An 18718-nucleotide genomic window follows, 5' to 3' on the forward strand; every position below is an offset into this window, starting at 1 on the left:
CCAGCGCCTTGCCGGGCGTGTCGTCGCTGAGCACCAGCAATTGCAAGCGCAGGCATTCGCCCAGGTTGCGGGCGCCAACGCCGACCGGATCGAAGCGCTGCAACTGGTGCAGCACCACGCTGATCTCGTCCTCGCTGGCTTCCAGATCCGGCTGCAGGGTTTCGGCGATGCCGGAGAGCGGTTCGCGCAGGTAGCCGTCCTCCTCCAGGGCGTCGATCAGCGCGCTGCCGATGCGGCGGTCCCGCGGCGACAGGTGCGACAGGTGGAGCTGCCAGAGCAGGTGGTCACGCAGGGTGTCGGCTTCGGCGATCCGCTCGGCGGCGCTGCCAGGGTCGTCATCGTCGAAGGAGCCGCCGCCGGAAGAGGCCCAGGGCCCTTCGTCCGGCGCCCAGTCGTCATCGCCGGAGGCTCCGTCCTCGTCGTGGCGGGATTCTTCCTGGCTGCCGCGCTCGGCCTCGGCCGGTGGACCGTCTTCGCCGGTGGCGGGGGCGTCGTCGGCCCAGTCCAGCAGGGGATTGGATTCCACGGCCTGGGTGATTTCCACCTCCAGCTCCGCGGTCGACATCTGCAGCAAGCGGATGGCCTGACGCAGCTGCGGCGTCATGACCAGTTGCTGTCCTAGCGATGTCTGGAGGCGTGGTTTCATCCGATGTCCGAAGGCGACGGCATGGCCTGCGGTCCGGATGGTGCGGCATCGCCCTCAGAGACGGAAAGTTTCCCCCAGGTACACGCGCCGCACGTCCGGATTGGCCAGCAACGCGTCCGGTGCCCCCTGCGCCAGCACGCTGCCTTCGTTGAGGATATACGCCCGGTCGCAGATTCCCAAGGTCTCGCGCACGTTGTGGTCGGTGATCAGCACGCCGATGCCGCGGTTCTTGAGGTGCTTGACGATGCGCTGGATCTCGCCGACCGAGATGGGGTCCACGCCGGCGAACGGCTCGTCCAGCAGCATCAGGCGCGGCCGGGCGGCCAGCGCCCGGGCGATTTCGCAGCGCCGACGTTCGCCGCCGGACAGACTGGCACCCAGTTGCTCGGAGACGTGGCCGATCTGCAGTTCGTCCAGCAGCGAGGCCAGTTCCTTCTCGATGCCGGCCTCGTCCAGGTCCTCGCGCAGTTCCAGCACCAGGCGGATGTTGTCGGCCACGGTCAGCTTGCGGAACACCGAGGGTTCCTGCGGCAGGTAGCCCACGCCGAGCTTGGCGCGCCGGTACATCGGCTCGGCGGTGATGTCCTGTCCGTCCAGTTCGATCTTGCCCGCGTCGGCGGCGACCAGGCCGACGATCATGTAGAAGCAGGTGGTCTTGCCGGCGCCGTTGGGGCCCAGCAGGCCGACCACTTCGCCGGCTTCCAGGCTCAGTCCGAAGTCGCTGACGACCTTGCGCTGGCGGTAGGTCTTGCGCAGCCCATTTGCGGTCAGCATCACTTGGTGCCCTGCGGCTGCGCCGACTTCGGCTTGATCACGGTGCGCACGCGGGTGCCGTCGCCGCCGCTTTCCATGTTGCCGGTCTTGGTGTTGTAGACCATCTTCTGGCCGCTGTTGGAGCCGCGCGGCGACTTCACCGTGTAGTTGCCGATGAAGGTGATGGTCTCGGACGTCATGTCGTATTCGACGCGATCGGCGGTGGCGTCCATCCAGGAGCCATCGTCCATCTGCTGTTTCAGCTTGACCTGCTTGCCGGTGAACACGGCGCGCGAGATCTCGCCGTCGTTCATGTAGATCTCGCCGGTGCTGGAGCGGATGTCCAGCGAACCCTGGGTGACGGTCACGCCCTTGCTCAGCATGATCTTGCTGTTGCCTTCGTAAGAGCCGTTCTGGTGGCCGGCATCGATGACCATTTCCTGGTTGCGATCGGACGACTTGGCCCAGGCCGCGGCGCAGGCCAGCAGGAGCGGAAGCAGCAGGGCGCTAGCGCGCAGACTTGGGTGCATAGACACTTTTGACCTGGGATTTGAATTCGTAGGTTTTGTTCTTGAGGTGGGTTTCGAAGCCTACCCCGCTGAGTATAGAACCGGGCCGGGTGATGGTGACCGGAAGCTCGGTGGTCGCCAGGTTCTTGTCCGGGAAGATGTCCAGCCGCTCGGTGCGGAAGGCCGTCGGCGGCGGCGCATCGGACGGGCTGGTGCCCTGGACGTCGGTGAGCAGCCGCAACTGGGAGTGGTCCGGGCTCATCCAGCCGGTCTTGGAGCGCATCTGCCAGTACTTGCCGGCATTGTCGGGCAGCAGGAACAGCGGCGTGGTGATCGACAGGCTCTGGTCGGCCGGATTGCGGTGCATTTCCGGCGCCCGCAGGGTGACCGCTTCCTTGCCCTGCTTGTCGAGGGCGACGATCTCGAAATCGTGCATCACGTAGTCGGATCGGTCCGGCCCGCCGGCGGCGGCTTCCGGGCGCGCGCGCTGCTTCCAGGCCGACCAGCCGCTGAAGATGGCGGCCACCAGCAGGACCAGGCCAAGACTCAGGCGCCAGTTCATGCGATGTCTTCCCACAGGCCAGCGGCCTGACCCTGCGCGCCCAGCAACAGGTCGCAGGCCTCGCGGGCGGCGCCACGGCCGGCGCGGGCGCGGGTGCGCCAGTGGGCGTGGCGGGCGGTCCAGGCGTGGGCGTCGGCCGGGGCGATGGCCAGTCCGACCGCACGCAGTGGCGGCAGGTCCGGCAGATCGTCGCCCATGAAGGCCACCTGGGCGCGTTCCAGCCCCAGTTCGGCGCACAGGGCGTCGACCTGGGCCAGCTTGTCCTTGACCCCGGCGTGGATGCGTACGCCCAGTTCGCGCGCGCGGCGTTCGGCGGCGGGACTTTGGCGGGCGGTGATCAGGGCCACTTCGATGCCGGCCCGGCGCAACAGCACCAGGCCCTGGCCATCGTGGATGTGGAACGCCTTGGATTCACGGCCCTCGTCGTCGTAGACCAGGCGCCCGTCGGTCAGCGTGCCGTCGACGTCGAAGCAGGCCAGCCGCACCTGGCGGGCGCGGGCAATCAGGGCATCGTCGACGTCGGCGAGGTGGGACAGGGGCATGGCGTGTGCTGGAAGAGGGGAATCAGGGAGCCGTGAATCAGGGCAAGCGGGCGCGGCGCGACGGGAAAGGGGCGGAAGGACAGGGAATGGCGATCCCCGGCAACCCCTTCCGGATATCAGCGCACCTTAGACCACGCGCGCGCGCAACAGGTCATGAATGTTAAGGGCTCCGACCGGCCGCTGTTCAGCGTCGACCACGATCAGGCCGCTGATTTTATGGGTTTCCATCATCCGGGCCGCTTCCACGGCCAACTGGTCGGCGCCGATGGTCTTGGGCTGGCGGGTCATCAGCTCGGCGATGCGCGCGTGGCGGATGTCCAGTCCGGGATTGTCCAGGGTCCGGCGCAGGTCGCCATCGGTGAACAGCCCGGCCAGGCGCCCGTCGGCGTCGACCACCGCGGTCATGCCCAGGCGCTTGCGGCTCATTTCCATCAGGGCTTCGCTGAGGGTGGCGTCTTCGCCGACCCGCGGCACGTCGGCGCCGGCGTGCATGACGTCGGTGATGTGCAGCAGCAGACGGCGGCCAAGGCTGCCGGCCGGGTGGGAGCGGGCGAAGTCGTCGGCGGTGAAGCCGCGGGCTTCCAGCAGGGCCACCGCCAGCGCGTCGCCCATCGCCAGGGTCGCGGTGGTGCTGCTGGTCGGGGCCAGGTCGAGCGGGCAGGCTTCGGCCGGCACGCTCACGTCCAGGTGCAGGCTGGATTCGCGCGCGAGCGTGGAACCCGGCCGGCCGGTCATGGCGATGACGGTGTTGCCCTGGCGCTTGAGCACCGGCAGCAACATCAGCAGTTCGTCCGATTCGCCGGAATAGGAGATCGCCAGCACCACGTCGGCGTCGGTGATCATGCCCAGATCGCCGTGTCCGGCCTCACCGGGATGCACGTAGAAGGCCGGGGTGCCGGTGGAAGCGAGGGTGGCGGCGATCTTGCGGGCGATATGCCCGGACTTGCCCATGCCGGTCGCCACGACCCGGCCGCGGCTGGCCAGGATCGCCTGGCAGGCCGTGGAGAAACTGCCATCGAGCCGGCTGGCCAGCGCGGTCAGCGCCTGTGCCTCGATGTCGATCACGCGTCGCCCGCTGGCGGCCAGTTGGGCGTCCTGCACGGCCGGGTTGTGGGGAAGCGTCTGGGGCATGCGCGCGTCGTGCCGGGAGTAGAATAGGCGGCCATTTTATTAGGAAATGCCCGTTGGACGCCGAAACCATCCGTAAACTCATCGAATCCGGCCTCCCCGGCGCGCAGGCGCAGGTCGAGGGCGAGGACGGCGTGCACTTCGAGGCGACGGTGGTGGCGGAAGCCTTCCGCGGCAAGTTGCCGCTGGCCCGGCACCGGATGGTCTACGCCACCCTGGGCGATCTGATGGGAGGCGCCATCCACGCGCTGGCCCTGAAGACGGTCACCCCGGACGGCAAATAAGCCGGATGACCGCGCCAACGGCACCCGCGCTTTCCGGCAGTTGCCTGTGCGGAGGCATCCGCTACCAGGTGCGCGGCGAACCGGGGGCGATGGTGGTCTGCCACTGCTCGCGCTGCCGCAAGGCCAACGGTTCGGCGTTCCAGGCGGTGGTGCCGATCGCCACCGGTGATTTCGAGTTGCTGGAAGGCGCGGAATGGCTGGCCGGCTACGAATCCTCGCCGGGCGTCCACCGGATGTTCTGCCGGCGCTGCGCGTCGCCGTTGTACAGTCGTCGCGACGCCATGCCGGAAATGCTGCGGCTGCGGGTGGGAACGCTGGATACCCCCTTGTCGGCCGGGCCGTCGATGCACATCTTTGTCGGTTCCAAGGCGGAGTGGTACGACATCCACGACGACGCCGAGCAGCACCGGACCCGTCCCGGCGAATGAGCCGGGCGCTCCTCTCTTCAATCGCATCTCCCCGTCACCCTCATCCCATTCGAGTGATCCATGCAGAAAATCGTAGTGACCGGCGGTATCCCGCTCCAGGGTGAAGTCACCATCTCCGGCGCCAAGAACGCGGTATTGCCGATTCTTTGCGCCACCTTGCTCGCCGACGCGCCGGTGGAAATCACCAACGTGCCGCACCTGCACGACGTGGTCACCACCATCAAGCTGCTCGGTGAGCTAGGCGCGGGCATCAGCATCGACGAAGGCACCCTGTCGCGCGGCAGCGGCATCACCGTCGATCCACGCAGCGTCAACCAGCACGTGGCGCCGTACGAACTGGTCAAGACCATGCGCGCCTCGATCCTGGTGCTGGGCCCGCTGCTGGCCAAGTACGGCGCGGCGGAAGTCTCGCTGCCGGGTGGCTGCGCGATCGGTTCGCGTCCGGTCGACCAGCACATCAAGGGACTGCAGGCGCTGGGCGCCGATATCGTGGTCGAGAACGGCTACGTGAAGGCCAAGGCCAAGCGCCTGAAGGGCGGTCGCTACGTGTTCGACATGGTCACCGTCACCGGCACCGAGAACGTGCTGATGGCCGCCACGCTGGCCGACGGCACCACGGTGCTCGAGAACGCCGCGATGGAACCCGAAATCACCGATCTGGCCAACTGCCTGATCGCGCTGGGCGCGGACATCGAGGGCGCCGGCACGCCGCGCATCGTCATCCGTGGTGTCGAGCGTCTCAACGGCGGTCGCCACGCGGTGCTGCCGGACCGCATCGAGACCGGCACGTTCCTGGTGGCCGCGGCGATGACCGGCGGTCGCATCATCGCCCGCCGCGCCCGTGGCGATACCCTCGACGCGGTGCTGGACAAGCTGAGCGAGGCCGGCGCATCCATCGAGACGACCGAAGACAGCATCAGCCTGGACATGCAGGGCAGGCGGCCGCGCGCGGTCAGCCTGACCACCGCGCCGTATCCGGCGTTCCCGACCGACATGCAGGCGCAGCTGATGGCGCTGAATTGCGTGGCCGAAGGCGTGGGCGTGATCAACGAGACCATCTTCGAGAACCGCTTCATGCACGTGAACGAGTTGCTGCGCCTGGGTGCGGACATCCGCGTGGAAGGGCATACGGCGATCGTGCGTGGCGTGGAGAAGTTGAGTGGCGCGCCGGTCATGGCCACGGACCTGCGTGCCTCGGCCTCGCTGATCCTCGCCGGCCTGGTCGCCGAGGGCGACACCGTGATCGACCGCATCTACCACCTGGATCGCGGCTACGAGAACATCGAAGAAAAGCTGGGCGCGCTGGGCGCCAAGATCCGCCGGATTTCCTGAGCACACCACGATGTCGACGACCAAGCGCTCCCGTTTCTCGCCCCGGCGCAAGGCCCTGCTGGCGTTTTTCGCCTTGCTGCTGGCGATCCTGGCCTATCTGCACTTCACCGGTGCCGCCGGCACCAGCGGCATTTCCAACAAGGACATGGACTGGAACGGCGACGGCACCGTCACCGAACAGGAAATCATGCAGGCCTTCTACGCGGTGGTGGTGGAGAAGCAGACCGAAGGCCGGCGTGAATGCCGTTCCTATGCCTGGCGCAGCAACGGCCAGTCGATCCGGGTGGACTGCCGGACCACCGTTGCCGACGAGGCCGAAGCCAGCGCCAAGAAATGACGGCGGAGAAAACGCAAGAAAAAAGCCCGGCAATGCCGGGCTTTTTTTCTGCTTTGAAGTCAGGCTCAGCGCCAGGACTTGATGGTCAGGTCGATGGAGTCCTGGCCGTTCTCGCGCTGCAGGATGCGTGCCGGCACGGGCATGTCGGGCACCACCCAGACGATCATCTGCTTGTTGCCGTCGGTGCGCACTAGCTTGGTCGCCTCCTGGGACTTGCCCGCCACGGTGATCTGCTCCTTGCCGGCGATCTGGTAGCTCATCGGCTTGGCGCGGCCGTTTTCGACCATGCGGTAGCGCAGCGGCTTGCCGGCGGCGACGTCGCGCACGATCGCCAGGTTGACCAGCAGCGCGTCCATGTCGCCCGGCTGCAGCTTGAGCGGTCCGGCGCGGTCCGGCTTGATGTCGCCGGTCCAGGTGGCCTGCGACTTGCTCCAGTCGTAGACCGTGTCGACGGACTTCTTCTTGACCAGGATGCGCGAACTGTCGCTGCTGGACAGCGGGCGCAGGCGGCCGTTCTGTTCGTCGAACACGGTCTTCTGGCTCAGGTCGACCAATTGGTTGCGGATGCTCAGGCTGTACTGCCAGCGGTTGTTGCCCTGCGCGGCAACGCTCATCTGGCCTTCGCCGAGCATGCCCAGCGCGCTCGCCTGGTACTGCGCGGTGAAGGCATCCACGGCCCACGCCGGTGCGGTGGCCACGGCCAGCACCAAGGCCAGCGCCGGCATGCGGAAACGGAGGAGGGGAGACATTTTTTTCATGGCTTACGGTACTCCTTGGTACTCGACCAGGCGCAGATCCAGTTTGTCCTCGCCATCCTCGCGCTGGAGGATGCGAATCGGCGTCGGAACGCCCTGGGCCACCCAGAAAATGGTTTCGTCGTTGCCGCCATTGGTGCGCTCCACCCGCATGGCGTCGTAGCTGAGATCGTCCACCGCGACGATTTCCGTCTGCGGCGCGACCGCGTACCGATAATCGCGGGTCTTGCCGAAATCGACCACCCGGTAGTTCAACTGGCGGCCGGGTTCGGCATCGCGGATGACCGCCAGGTTGACCAGCAACGCGCTCATGTCGCCGGGCTGCAGCGGCACGGGCGCGCGGCGGTTCTTCTTCAGATCACCCTGCCATTGGGCCGATCGCGCGCTCCAATCATAGACACCGACCACTTTCTTGCCGGTGAAAAGCGCGCTCTGGGTCGTGGCCTGGCTGAGCGGGCGGAAGTCCGTGCCGACCGTGTCGAACAGGGTGCTCTGCTGGATGTCCAGTCCCGACAGCCGGGCCAGGCCGCGGGTACCGCGCACGCCCAGATCGACCTGCCAGCGGTTGTCACCGGCCACCTGCGCCACCTTCATGGTCGCGCTGCCGGCCAGCTTGCCGGCGCGATAGGCGTCGTAGGTGGCCACGAACGGCTCCAGCGCCCACGTGGGGGCGCTGATCAGCAGCAGGGTGGCCAGCAGCATTGCGCGGGTCGGAAGCGGCGTCATGTCGCGAAGGGGAGGGTCAGTTGACCGGCAGAATCTAGGGACAGGGGTTTTAATAAGGGCTGACCATCCAGCCACGCTTCGTCTCCCTGTTCAGTGAGACGGCCGGAAACCGCCAGCGCGGCCACCGCCGCCAGCAGCGCGTGTTCCCTTGGCAGCAGGCGGGCGGCCAGGTCCTCGGGCTTGTCGCCCGGCAGCACGGGAATGACCGCCTGGGCGATCACCGCCCCGGCGTCCAGTTCCGGCACCACCCAGTGCACGCTCGCGCCATGCTCGCGATCGCCGGCTTCCAGGGCGCGCGCGTGGGTGTGCAGGCCACGGTACTTCGGCAGCAACGACGGATGGATGTTGAGCAGGCGGCCGCGGAAGCGGCTGATGAACGCTTCGCCGAGGATGCGCATGTAGCCGGCGCAGATCACCCAGTCGGGCCGCACCGCCTCCACCGCATCGGCCAGCGTCGCGTCGAAGCCGGCGCGATCCGGAAACCGGCGCGCGTCCGCGCTCCAGCGCAGCGGTTCCGGCACGCGTTCCAGCGCCGCCGCTCTGGGCCTGTCGGAGAACACGCCCACGATGCGGGCGTCGAGCCGGCCGGCATCGATGGCGTCCAGCAGCGCCTGCAGGTTGCTGCCACGGCCGGAGACCAGGATGGCGATGCGGTTCTTGCTCATGGATGGACCGGTTCCCGGCGTTCGCGCCGCATCAGTGGCCACGTCGCCAACGCGCCGAGGGTGGCAAGCAGCATGTCGGCGTGGGCATCCCAGACATCTCCCTGCTGGCCGTTGTAGGACTCGGCGGCTTCCGGCGAGAGTCCCAGCGCGATCGCCCATTCCAGCCATTCGTACAGCAGGCTGGTGCACATGATCAGCATCACCGCGATGACGAAGCCCTGGCCGGCCGCCAGCGGCCAGCGCTGGCGCAGCCAGTGCCACACCGCCGGGGTGAAGCAGATGCCGTAGAGCAGGTGGATGAGGCGATCGAAATGATTGCGTCGCCAGCCGAACAGTTCGCTCAGCGTATGCCCGGTCAGCGCGTGCGCCCACGAATCGTAGGGCACGTTGGAATACAGCCAGCGTGCGCCGATGCAATGCAGGGCGATGAAGAAGCAGATCAGCGCGAAGTGCGAGGTGCGCATCGGCCAGCGGCGGTCATGGAGCCACAGCCAGACCAGCCCGACCACGGTCAGGCTGCTGTGCAGCGCCTGCTCGAACGGCCAGCGCGGCGCGATCCAGCTGAGGGCGAAGATCGCCAGCGCCGTGGCGAAGGCGATCCGCTTGCCGGGCTGCATCGGAATCAGCCGATGGACACGCGCTCGGGGCCGCCGGCGGTGGTCACTTCACCAATGCGCCAGTTCGGCAACTGCAGGCGGGCCAGGTCGGCTTCCACCGCGGCGGCATCGCCGGGCGCGACCACCAGCACGAAGCCGATACCGCAGTTGAAGGTACGCCACATTTCGTTGTTTTCCACCGCACCTTCGCGCTGCAGCCAGTCGAACACCGGCGGCAGGGTCCAGGCGGTGGCGTCGATGCGCAGGCCCAGGCCGTCGGGAATGACGCGGATGATGTTCTCGGTCAGGCCACCACCGGTGATGTGCGCCATCGCGTGCATGTCGTGTGTCTTCAGCAGTTCCAGCACCGGCTTGACGTACAGGCGGGTCGGGGCCATCAGCGCGTCGACCAGCTTCACGCCGCCCAGATCCAGATCGCCCGGACGGCCGGCGCGATCGTAGATGCGCCGGATCAGCGAATAACCGTTGGAATGCGGGCCGCTGGAGGCGATGCCGATGAGCAGATCGCCGGCGCGCACCCTGGCGCCATCAAGCAGCTTCGACTTCTCCACCGCGCCGACGGTGAAGCCGGCCAGGTCGTATTCGCCCGGCGGGTACATGTCGGGCATCTCGGCGGTCTCGCCGCCGATCAGCGCGCAGCCGGACAACTCGCAGCCCTTGGCGATGCCGCCGACCACCGCGACCGTGGTCTCCACGTCCAGCTTGCCGGTGGCGAAATAGTCGAGGAAGAACAGCGGTTCCGCGCCCTGGACCAGCACGTCGTTGACGCACATGCCGACCAGGTCGATGCCGATGGTGTCGTGGCGGTTCAACTGCTGGGCCAGCTTGAGCTTGGTGCCCACGCCGTCGGTGCCCGACACCAGCACGGGCTCCTTGTACTTGCCGGACAGGTCGAACAGCGCGCCGAAACCGCCCAGGCCGCCCATCACCTCGGGGCGGAAGCTGCGCCGGACCAGCGGCTTGATGCGTTCGACTACCTCGTTGCCGGCGTCGATGTCGACCCCCGCGTCGCGGTAGGTCATCGGGGTGGAGGCGGGAGGCGTCGGCTGGGTCACGGGCATGCATCGGAAGGGCAAGGCGCGTGATTTTAAAGGAATCCGTGCCCGGTTCGGACGTTCCCTGAACGGCTGGCGTTGGCGCCGGGCATCCATTCGGGCAACAATTCCCTCGATTTGCGGAGCACAGGGACGCTCGATGCGCTGGATGAGAGCTTTCGTATTCGCCGCGGCCACGCTGGTGGCCGCCTCGTGGACGGCCATCCCGGCCCAGGCCCAGAGCGGGCTGCGGACCGAGGGGGACGTTGCCGCCGCGCGCGGCACCTACGAGGCCGAGGTGCCGGTGAACGGGCAGGGCGAGGCCGAACGCAACGGCGCGTTCGCGCGCGCGCTGGGCCAGGTACTGGCCAAGATGTCCGGCGACCGCGCGGTGACCGGCCGGCCCGGCGTGGGCCAGGAACTGCGCAATGCGCGCAACCTGGTCGACAGCTACGACTACCGGCAGGACCAGGGCACCTCGCCCAGCGGCGCGCCGACCTTCCGAACCACTTTGATCGTCCGCTTCGATCCCGAAGGCGTGGACGGCATGGCCGCCGTGCTCGGCCTGCCGGTGTGGCCGCAGCCGCGGCCCAAGCCGGTGGTGTGGCTGGCCATCAACGACGGCAGCGGCCCGCGCCTGGTGGGCCTGCAGCAGGCCAACGCGGTGCGCCCGCTGCTCAGCCGCGCGCAGGATCGCGGCTACAGCCTGGGCCTGCCCACCGGCAACGCCGCCGAGCAGGCGCTGGTGGGCGCGATCTGGCGCCAGGACACCGCCGCCGTGGCCCGCGCCTCGTCCCGCTACAGCCCGCCGATGCAGTTGATCGGCAAGCTCTACCGCGCCAAGGGCGGCTGGACCGCCGACTGGGTGTTCGTCGACGGCGGCAAGGTCCTGTCCACCTGGTCGACCAGTGACACCGACGCGCGCCGGGCCATGGCCGGCGGCGCGGACGGCACCGCCGATGCGTTGGTCAAGCGCTACGCCAAGCGGGGCACCGCCGGTCCGGCCGGTACCTACCGGGTGGTGTTCGCCGGCATCCGCAGCACCGACGATTACCTGCGCCTGATGGGGCAACTGCAGAAGATGGCGGTGGTGCGCCGGATCACCCCGGTGCGCGCCAGCGGCGACGCCCTGGAACTGGATCTGGAACTGATTTCCGGCCTGTCCGGTTTCCGCCGCATGCTGGGCGACGACAGCCCGCTGGTCGGCGGCGAAGGCGAACCGCCGGTGTTCCGCCTGAAGTAACTCCACCCGCACCCACAGGACGTTCATTCGCATGGATCTTTCTTCCACTCCGGTCGGCACGCTGGCGAGGCGCTGGCAATGGCTGCTGATCGCCGCCATCGTCGGCTGGGTGATCTACCTGCTGGCACCGGTGCTGACGCCGTTCGTGTGCGCGGCGCTGCTGGGGTGGCTGGGCGATCCCTGGGTGGACCGGCTGGAACGCACCGGCCGCTCGCGCACGACCTCGGTGGTGCTGGTGTTCACCCTGATGTTGCTGTTGCTGGTGCTGGCGCTGTTGATCCTGGTGCCGATGCTGGAACGGCAGATCGTGACGCTGGTGGAATCGCTGCCGGAGTATCGGGACTGGTTCGTGCAGCGCGCGCTGCCGTGGATCGAACAGCACACCGGACTGGAACTGGTGGCCTGGCTGGATCCGGACCGGATCATGGAATGGCTGCGCGGCCACTGGCAGCAGGCCGGCGGCGTGGCGGCGACGTTCTTCGGCTACCTGTCGCGCTCGGGCTTCGCGATGATGGCCTGGGTGGCCAACATCGTGCTGCTGCCGATCCTCACCTTCTACTTCCTGCGCGACTGGGACAAGCTGGTCGAACGCGTGGCCGCGCTGATACCGCGCGATCATGTCGCCACCGTGGATCGGCTGGCGCTGGAATCCAACGATGTGCTGGGCGCGTTCCTGCGCGGACAATTCCTGGTGATGCTGGCGCTGGGCGCGATCTACGCGGTGGGCCTGTCGGTGGTGGGACTGAAGCTGGGCCTGCTGATCGGCATCATCGCCGGCCTGATCAGTTTCGTCCCGTACCTGGGCACCGCCACCGGCATCGTGCTGGGCGTGATCGCCGCGCTGGTCCAGACCGGCGGCGACTGGAGCCTGGTGGCGCTGGTGCTGGTGGTGTTCGTGATCGGCCAGATGCTGGAAGGCTACGTGCTGACCCCGCGCATCGTCGGTGATCGCATCGGCCTGCATCCGGTGGCGGTGATCTTCGCGATCATGGCCGGCGGCCAGCTGTTCGGTTTCCTCGGCATGCTGCTGGCGCTGCCGGTGGCGGCGGTCGCCAACGTGCTGCTGCGCTACGCGCATGAGCGCTACACGCAGAGCAAGCTTTACGCGGGCGACCACCCGACCATCCTGCTCGACTCCTACGTCGACAAGAACGTGCTGGACGAGGACGCCGGCGACAAGCCGAAGACGGAAGACAAGTGAAGTGAGCCGTTCCTCGTCTCCCGGCGGGCTGACGCCACAGCTGCCGCTGGCATTGCGCTATCCGCCGGATCAGCGTTTCGAGAGTTTCGTCGGCGCGCCGGAAGGTGCGCTGGCGCAGCTGCGCGCGCTGGCCGAGGGTAGCTCGACCGACTGGCTGTACCTGGGCGGCGCGCCGCGGACCGGCAAGACCCATCTCTCGCTCGCGCTGTGCGCGCATGCTGAACAGAACGGCGCGCGTGCCGCGTTCCTGCCGATGGCCGCCGCCGCGGGCCGGCTGCGCGAGGCACTGGAGTCGCTGGAAGGCCATGACGTGGTGGCGCTGGACGGACTGGACCTGATCGCGGGCAACCGCGAGGACGAGGTCGCGCTGTTCGATTTCCACAACCGCGCGCGCCCCGCCGGCATCCGTGTGCTGTACACCGCGCGTGACGTGCCCGCCGAGATCGGGCTGGTATTGCCGGACCTGCGCTCGCGGTTGTCGCAGTGCACGCGGGTGATGCTGGTGCCGCTGGATGACGACGGGCGCCGCGAGGTGTTGCGGGAACGCGCGCAGCGACGCGGCCTGGTGCTGGAGGATGCGGCCATCGATTGGCTGCTGACCCGCACCGATCGCGATCTGGGCCGCTTGGTGACGGTGTTCGAGCAGTTGGATCGGGCGTCGCTGGCGGCCCAGCGCCGGATCACCGTGCCGTTCCTGCGCAGCGTGCTGGAGCCGCGCTGAGCATCGCGCGCGGTGGTCGGCGTGACGGTGCGCCGCCGTTCCCTCCACTGGTGAAAAAATAGCCAACCGGCTTGACACGCCCGCCCCGTGGGGCGGTCCGTCACTTATCCACATCTTTGCCGGTTTTTCATCCACACCGATTGTGGACAATCCTTCGACGCCGTTCAGGCGCGCAGGGACGCATCCAGTTGCGCCAGCCGCTCCGGCGTGCCGACGTCGGTCCAGCGCCCGCCCCAGTACTCGCCATGGATGGCGCCCTCGGGCATGTGCGCGCGCAACAGGTGCACGAGCGCGAAGCGCGGCGGCATGCCGATCTGATCGCCAACAATCGCGTTCCAGTCGTCGAGCAGGGTGGGGCGGTAGATACCCAGGCCGGCATAGGTCAGGCGTCGTGCGCCGTCGTCGCGGATCGTGCCGTCGTCCTCCAGCGTGAAGTCGCCGCGGGTCTTGTGCGCGGGTGTTTCCACCATGACCAGGTGTGCCAGTCCGTCCGGTTCGGCGGGCAGGCGGGCGAAGTCGTAATCGGTCCAGACGTCGCCGTTGACCAGCAGGAAGGGCTCTTCGCCCAGCAGCGGCCGCGCATGCAGCATGCCGCCGCCGGTTTCCAGCGGCGTCGGCCCCTCGTGCGACCAGTGCAGCCGCAGTCCCCAGCGTCCGCCGTCGCCCAGCGTGCGCGGAAACTGTTCGGCGAGCCAGCTGATGTTGATCACGACGTCGCTGATGCCCATCGCCGCGAGCTTTTCCAGGTGCCAGACGATCAGCGGCTTGCCGCCGGCTTCGAGCAAAGGCTTGGGCGTGTGATCGGTCAGCGGGCGCATGCGCTCGCCCAGTCCGGCGGCGAAGATGAGCGCCTTCATGCCGCGTCCCTCGCCCGCATCGCGGGCTTGATGCGCCGTTCCAGCAGATCGCCCAGTTCCGCCAGTTGCGGGTGGCGGGGCAGCACCTCGTCCAGAAAGGCGATGAAGCGTGGCGCGTCGTGCAGGTAGCCGGTCTTGCCGTCGCGGTAGTGCAGGCGGGCGAAGATGCCGAGGATTTTCAGGTGCCGCTGGATGCCCATCCAGTCGGCGTCGCGCAGGAACACAGCGAAGGCACCCGGCACCGGAATGCCTGCTTCCAGCGCACGCGCGTGGTACTGGGCCAGCCAGCCATCGACGCGCTCCAGCGGCCAGCTGAGGAAGGCGTCCTTGAACAGGCTGACCGGATCGTAGGCCACCGGCCCCCGGATGCAGTCCTGGAAATCCAGCACCGCTGGCAGCGGCCGGGTAGGCATCAGGTTGCGCGGCATGAAGTCGCGATGGGTCAGCACGCGGGCCTGCCCGAGCGCGTTGTCCATCAGGCGGCGCTGCGCCAATTGCAGCCGCTCGCTTTCATCGCAGTCGAGGGTGATGCCCAGGTGGCGGCCGAGGAACCATTCCTCGAACAGGCCGGCGTCCCGTTGCAGCAGCGCCTCGCCGAACTCGCCGGCATCGGCTGGCGGCGTGATCGCCTGCAGCTTGATCAGTTCGCCGATGGCCAGGCCGAACCACTCGTCGGCGCTGTCGGCGTCGATGGTCTTGACCAGCGTCGGCCCACCCAGATCCTCCAGCAGCAGGAACCCCGACTCCACATCGCGCGCGAGTACCTGCGGCACCCGCACGCCACCGGCCTCCAGCAGATCGCGGATCCGCAGCCAGGGACGGACATCCTCCAGTCCCGGCGGCGAATCCATCACGATCCGGCTGGGCTCCACGCCCCGCGTGCGCCAGTAGCTGCGGAATCCGGCGTCCACAGAAGCCCGTTCCAGCGCCAGTCCGGGCGCGTCCATGGCGGCCCTCGTCCAGGCGAGGCGTTGCGTGGCACGGACGTCGTCGTGCGTCTCGGGGGTCATGCGGTGTCCAGACAGGGGTGGTTGCGGACTAAAGGGTAAACTGCCGTCCTCATTTCGTGCGAGAGACCCATGGCCGCACTCCAACCCGTGTTGTCCAGCGGTTCCGGCGCGCGCCTGTGGTACCCGGGCGAGGACGACATCGTCCGCTATTCGGACATCTACGGGCGCAGCGAGTAATCCCGTGGGCGACCCCACGCGCTTCCGCCTGGAGGATCTGGCGATCGACCTGGAGCGCCAGCGCGTCGAGCGCGCCGGCGAGGTGCTCAATGTTGCCGGACTCAGTTTCCAGCTGCTGCGTTACCTGGTGCTCCAGGGCGATCGGGTGGTGGGTTTCGACGAGCTGATCGAGCGGGTCTGGGCACCGGCCGTCGTCAACGAGGAAACCGTGACCCAGCGGGTGAAGCTGCTGCGGCAGGCACTGGGCGACGATGGACGACAGCCGCGCTACCTGCGCTCGGTGCGCGGACAGGGTTATCAACTGTGCGCGCGGCCGCAGCCGCTGGACGATGACGTCGCGCCTGTCCCGAAGGCATCGTTCGCCGCGTCCCGGCGGTGGCCGTGGGCGGCGGTGGCGGTAGTGATCGTGACGGCGGTTGCCGTGGGCCTGGCGATCGCCTGGACGTCCGGTGACGCCGAGAAGAAAAAAACCAATGCGACGGCGTCCTCCGTCCCCTCCGGCGCATCGGGTACCGCCAGCCTGATCGAGCGCGCCGACTACTACGCCGGCATCGGCCAGCGCGACAACAACGAGCGCGCCATCGAACTGTACGAGCGCGCCTTGCAGGAACAGCCGGACAATGTCCGCGCGCTGGTCGGCCTCAGCCGGAGCTACGGCGCGCGGGTGTGCCTGTTCAATTTCCCGCCCGAATGGGCCGCGCGCGCGCAGCAGCTGGCCGAACGGGTCATCCATGCGCATCCGGACCAGGCGGCGGCCTACGCCGCGCTCGGCTATTCGCATGACTGCCGCGGCCGCATCGACGAAGCGCTGACCGGTTACGAGCGCGCCGTCGCGCTGGATCCGGCCGCCGATGGCAGCCGTGCGTCGGCCGCGTATCTTTACGATCGCAAGGGACGCCTGGCCGACGCGTTGATCGCCAACACCTCGCTGCGCGGAGATCCGGCGCGGGTGCGTTTCCTGCAACTGCAGATCGCCAACAACCTGGACCTGCTGGGCTATCCGCAGGCGGCCGAGACGCGGTACCGGCAAAGTTTCGAGCTGTACCCGGACAATGTGTTCTCCAACCTCGCCTGGCCGCGCTACCTGTTCCGGCATGGCCGCCTGAGCGAGGCGCAGGCGGCATTGGATGTGGCGCAGAAGCGGGGCACCGCGCACGCCGACCTGCATCTGCTGGCCGCCGAACTCGCGCGCCTGCAAGGCGATGCCGCCACCGCCACCAGCGCCTACCGGGAAGCGGTGGCGCTGCGGCCGCAGTCCAGCCTGCCGACCACGCTGGCGCGCATCGACGCCGGTCGCGTCGATGCCGCCTGGGCGCGTGCGCGGGCGGAAACCCTGGCCGCGGAACTGGACGCCGGCGCTGGTTACCCCTCCGACTGGCTGGAGGTGGCGCTGCTGCGCGATGCCGGTGGCGACCGCGCCGCCGCGCTGCGTGCGCTGCAACGCGCGATAGACGCGGGTTACAGCGACGCCGACTACCTGCAGGTATCGCCCCTGTTCAAGCCGATGGCGAACGAACCCGCCTTTGCCCGTGGCATCGATGCCATCCACCGGCACAACGCCGCCGAACGCGCCAAGGTGCCGCCGGCGTTGCTGGCCCGGCTCACGGCATCGCCGTAAGCACGTAGTCGCCGAACATCCGCTGCGACTGCGGGTGCACGTCGCGCTGGTTGAACGAGGTGCGGGTGATCACCGCCACCAGTTTCTTCTCGGGAACGATGAACACGTAGTTGCCGCCATTGCCCGACATCGTCCAGGCCGGCTGTTCCCGCCCGTCGCGGGTGAAGCGGAAGCGCCAGAACTGGTAGCCGTAGTCGGCGTCCTCGCGGGCCTGCGCATGCACGGTCAGGGCCTGCCGGATCCAGTCGGCGGAGATGACCCGCTTGCCGTTCCAGACACCGCCGGCGGCCACCAGTTGGCCGAGCTTGGCCAGATCGCGGCTACGGTAGCGGGTGCCGCCGCCGCCCATGCCCACGCCCTCGCTGGAACGGTTCCATTGCACCTGGCTGATGCCCAGCGGACGCTCGAGGGCTTCCGCGGCGAACGCGGCCAGCGGCTTTCCGGTGGCGCGCTCCAGCACCGCGCCGAGCAGGAAACTGCCGGCCGTGCAGTAGGAGAACGTGCGCCCGTGCGGACTGTCCTCAGGCCGCTTCACCCACGGCGCGTAGCCGCGCAGCGGCAGGTCCAGGGCGAATCGGGTCCAGTTCTCGCTGACGTACATGCGTTCCTCGTTGCCGGAGGAAAACAGGTTTTCGTCGTCGCAGTCCCAGGCCGAACTCATCGTCAGCAGGTCTTCCACGGTGATCGCCTGCTTGCGCGGGCCATCGTGCTGCCAGGGCGCCTGGTCGCGGAAGTAGTCATGCACGCGCGCCCGCGCATCCGGAATCAGGCCGCGATCGATGGCCGCGCCGACCAGCAGCGCGGTCACGCTCTTGGTCGCCGAGCGGGTGTCGTTGAGCACGTCGGGACCGCCGCCGTTGAAGTAGCGCTCATAGAGCAGGTGCCCGTCCTGCGCGACGAGCACGCTGGTGACACCCGGAAAATCGCCGCGGGCGATGGCGGCTTCGAGCGCGCCGAAGCGCTCCAGCTTCCAGCCCTGCCGGCCGGCGTCGGCCACCGCCCAGCCGTCGCCTGCCGACGCGGGGGCACGGTAAGTGGGAGTGGCCGGAGCGGCCCAGATGGGCGCCGGCGTGGCGAAGGCCAGGCAGGACAACAGGATCAGGCGGAACAGGGACGGTGACATGGTGCGGCTCCTTGGGTTGGGAGCCGGATTGCACGGTGTCCGCGGATGAAGCGCCTGAAACCCGAATGAAGAATTGTGAAGCCGGCGGGTTCCACGCCATTTCCCAAGAAGAAGCCCCGCCGGAGCGGGGCTTGGGAATGTCGTCCGGCAGGACTCAGGCCCTTTTCTTCTTCGCCAGGCCGTAGATGAAGAGCAGGATGATCGCGCCGACCACGGAGGCGATGAAGCCGGCAGGTTCCTCCGGTCCGTACCATCCCAGTGCGCCGCCGACGAAACGGGCGAGCAGTGCCCCGGCCACGCCCAGCACGATCGTCCAGATGAGGTTGAGCTTGTCGTCGCCGGGCTTGATGGCCCGGGCCAACAGGCCGGCCAGGAAGCCGATGAGCAGGGTCCACAGGATGCCGCCACCAAAGATCTGTTCCATCTGAACACTCCGGTCGGAAAAAGTGG

Annotated in this window: 23 protein-coding genes; 8 read left to right on the forward strand and 15 right to left on the reverse strand. The window is 68.2% G+C overall.

The features are described from left to right. The 6 genes from ACTJI2_RS02345 to ACTJI2_RS02370 form a co-directional block, all read right to left on the reverse strand. On the reverse strand, positions 1 to 646 hold a 646-nt coding region (locus tag ACTJI2_RS02345), incomplete at its 3' end, for an RNA polymerase factor sigma-54 (RefSeq protein ID WP_440840965.1). Between the two features lie 54 nt (positions 647 to 700). Then, positions 701 to 1420, reverse strand: coding sequence for an LPS export ABC transporter ATP-binding protein (gene lptB / locus ACTJI2_RS02350; RefSeq protein ID WP_318288646.1), 720 nt, complete (start codon positions 1418 to 1420; stop codon positions 701 to 703). After that, entirely contained in the window at positions 1420 to 1929 is a 510-nt protein-coding gene (gene lptA / locus ACTJI2_RS02355) for a lipopolysaccharide transport periplasmic protein LptA (RefSeq protein WP_141453759.1), read from the reverse strand. The genes lptB and lptA overlap by 1 nt, the downstream gene beginning before the upstream one ends. After that, a complete protein-coding gene (gene lptC, locus ACTJI2_RS02360) occupies positions 1907 to 2470 on the reverse strand; it encodes an LPS export ABC transporter periplasmic protein LptC (protein ID WP_183643744.1) in 564 nt (187 codons plus the stop codon). Before lptC ends, lptA begins: the two co-directional genes overlap by 23 nt. Beyond that, complete coding sequence (locus tag ACTJI2_RS02365; protein ID WP_440840966.1) at positions 2467 to 3012, reverse strand: KdsC family phosphatase; 546 nt, start codon at positions 3010 to 3012, stop codon at positions 2467 to 2469. The genes lptC and ACTJI2_RS02365 overlap by 4 nt, the downstream gene beginning before the upstream one ends. 126 nt (positions 3013 to 3138) lie before the next feature. Beyond that, positions 3139 to 4143, reverse strand: coding sequence for a KpsF/GutQ family sugar-phosphate isomerase (locus ACTJI2_RS02370; RefSeq protein WP_183643738.1), 1005 nt, complete (start codon positions 4141 to 4143; stop codon positions 3139 to 3141). Positions 4144 to 4196: 53 nt separating this feature from the next. Between ACTJI2_RS02370 and ACTJI2_RS02375 the strand changes: the two genes are divergently transcribed. From ACTJI2_RS02375 to ACTJI2_RS02390, 4 genes are read left to right on the forward strand one after another with little or no spacing between them, the layout of a single operon-like run. Further along, the gene (locus tag ACTJI2_RS02375) at positions 4197 to 4424 is read left to right on the forward strand and encodes a BolA family protein (protein WP_141453755.1); all 228 of its coding nucleotides are present in this window, start codon (positions 4197 to 4199) and stop codon (positions 4422 to 4424) included. Positions 4425 to 4429: 5 nt separating this feature from the next. Continuing rightward, entirely contained in the window at positions 4430 to 4852 is a 423-nt protein-coding gene (locus tag ACTJI2_RS02380; RefSeq protein WP_203322605.1) for a GFA family protein, read from the forward strand. A gap of 60 nt (positions 4853 to 4912) precedes the next feature. Then, complete coding sequence (murA, locus tag ACTJI2_RS02385) at positions 4913 to 6184, forward strand: UDP-N-acetylglucosamine 1-carboxyvinyltransferase (protein WP_183643730.1); 1272 nt, start codon at positions 4913 to 4915, stop codon at positions 6182 to 6184. A 10-nt stretch (positions 6185 to 6194) separates the two neighbouring features. Beyond that, positions 6195 to 6521: an EF-hand domain-containing protein gene (locus ACTJI2_RS02390; RefSeq protein WP_440840967.1), complete on the forward strand. Its 327-nt coding sequence runs from the start codon at positions 6195 to 6197 to the stop codon at positions 6519 to 6521. Between the two features lie 65 nt (positions 6522 to 6586). On the opposite strand, the gene ACTJI2_RS02395 is transcribed toward ACTJI2_RS02390, so the two are convergent. From ACTJI2_RS02395 to purM, 5 genes are read right to left on the reverse strand one after another with little or no spacing between them, the layout of a single operon-like run. Then, on the reverse strand, positions 6587 to 7270 hold the full coding sequence (locus ACTJI2_RS02395; RefSeq protein WP_440840968.1) for a DUF3108 domain-containing protein: 684 nt from the start codon (positions 7268 to 7270) through the stop codon (positions 6587 to 6589). Positions 7271 to 7282: 12 nt separating this feature from the next. Then, on the reverse strand, positions 7283 to 8002 hold the full coding sequence (locus ACTJI2_RS02400) for a DUF3108 domain-containing protein (RefSeq protein ID WP_440840969.1): 720 nt from the start codon (positions 8000 to 8002) through the stop codon (positions 7283 to 7285). Beyond that, positions 7999 to 8667, reverse strand: coding sequence for a phosphoribosylglycinamide formyltransferase (gene purN, locus ACTJI2_RS02405; protein ID WP_203322608.1), 669 nt, complete (start codon positions 8665 to 8667; stop codon positions 7999 to 8001). The genes ACTJI2_RS02400 and purN overlap by 4 nt, the downstream gene beginning before the upstream one ends. After that, positions 8664 to 9284 carry a DUF2238 domain-containing protein gene (locus ACTJI2_RS02410; protein WP_203322609.1) on the reverse strand — a complete coding sequence of 207 codons (621 nt, stop codon included), beginning with the start codon at positions 9282 to 9284 and terminating at the stop codon, positions 8664 to 8666. The genes purN and ACTJI2_RS02410 overlap by 4 nt, the downstream gene beginning before the upstream one ends. Before the next feature lie 5 nt (positions 9285 to 9289). Continuing rightward, a complete protein-coding gene (gene purM / locus ACTJI2_RS02415; protein ID WP_183644808.1) occupies positions 9290 to 10306 on the reverse strand; it encodes a phosphoribosylformylglycinamidine cyclo-ligase in 1017 nt (338 codons plus the stop codon). 172 nt (positions 10307 to 10478) lie between these two features. On the opposite strand from purM, the gene ACTJI2_RS02420 reads away from it, so the two are divergent. Genes ACTJI2_RS02420 through hda form a run of 3 tightly spaced genes read left to right on the forward strand, consistent with a single transcriptional unit; the run spans position 10479 to position 13483 of the window. Then, positions 10479 to 11561, forward strand: coding sequence for a DUF2066 domain-containing protein (locus ACTJI2_RS02420; protein ID WP_440840970.1), 1083 nt, complete (start codon positions 10479 to 10481; stop codon positions 11559 to 11561). Positions 11562 to 11592: 31 nt separating this feature from the next. After that, positions 11593 to 12762 carry an AI-2E family transporter gene (locus ACTJI2_RS02425; RefSeq protein WP_183643709.1) on the forward strand — a complete coding sequence of 390 codons (1170 nt, stop codon included), beginning with the start codon at positions 11593 to 11595 and terminating at the stop codon, positions 12760 to 12762. A 1-nt stretch (position 12763) separates the two neighbouring features. Further along, positions 12764 to 13483, forward strand: a complete 720-nt coding sequence (gene hda, locus ACTJI2_RS02430; protein ID WP_192197873.1) for a DnaA regulatory inactivator Hda — start codon at positions 12764 to 12766, stop codon at positions 13481 to 13483. Between the two features lie 164 nt (positions 13484 to 13647). On the opposite strand, the gene murU is transcribed toward hda, so the two are convergent. Together murU and ACTJI2_RS02440 are read right to left on the reverse strand one after the other, a co-directional pair. Beyond that, a complete protein-coding gene (gene murU, locus ACTJI2_RS02435; protein ID WP_440840971.1) occupies positions 13648 to 14340 on the reverse strand; it encodes an N-acetylmuramate alpha-1-phosphate uridylyltransferase MurU in 693 nt (230 codons plus the stop codon). After that, a complete protein-coding gene (locus ACTJI2_RS02440) occupies positions 14337 to 15350 on the reverse strand; it encodes an aminoglycoside phosphotransferase family protein (protein WP_440840972.1) in 1014 nt (337 codons plus the stop codon). The genes murU and ACTJI2_RS02440 overlap by 4 nt, the downstream gene beginning before the upstream one ends. Positions 15351 to 15531: 181 nt before the next feature. Between ACTJI2_RS02440 and ACTJI2_RS02445 the strand changes: the two genes are divergently transcribed. Further along, the gene (locus tag ACTJI2_RS02445; RefSeq protein ID WP_440840973.1) at positions 15532 to 17145 is read left to right on the forward strand and encodes a winged helix-turn-helix domain-containing protein; all 1614 of its coding nucleotides are present in this window, start codon (positions 15532 to 15534) and stop codon (positions 17143 to 17145) included. Here ACTJI2_RS02445 and ACTJI2_RS02450 read toward each other — a convergent pair. Together ACTJI2_RS02450 and ACTJI2_RS02455 are read right to left on the reverse strand one after the other, a co-directional pair. Beyond that, a complete protein-coding gene (locus ACTJI2_RS02450) occupies positions 17129 to 18268 on the reverse strand; it encodes a serine hydrolase domain-containing protein (protein ID WP_440840974.1) in 1140 nt (379 codons plus the stop codon). The two genes, ACTJI2_RS02445 and ACTJI2_RS02450, sit on opposite strands and share 17 nt — an antisense overlap. 154 nt (positions 18269 to 18422) lie before the next feature. Continuing rightward, positions 18423 to 18692: a GlsB/YeaQ/YmgE family stress response membrane protein gene (locus ACTJI2_RS02455; RefSeq protein WP_141453743.1), complete on the reverse strand. Its 270-nt coding sequence runs from the start codon at positions 18690 to 18692 to the stop codon at positions 18423 to 18425. Between the last annotated feature and the right edge of the window lie 26 nt (positions 18693 to 18718).

The organism is Pseudoxanthomonas sp. 22568 (assembly GCF_052044485.1).
GTDB lineage: Bacteria > Pseudomonadota > Gammaproteobacteria > Xanthomonadales > Xanthomonadaceae > Pseudoxanthomonas_A > Pseudoxanthomonas_A beigongshangi.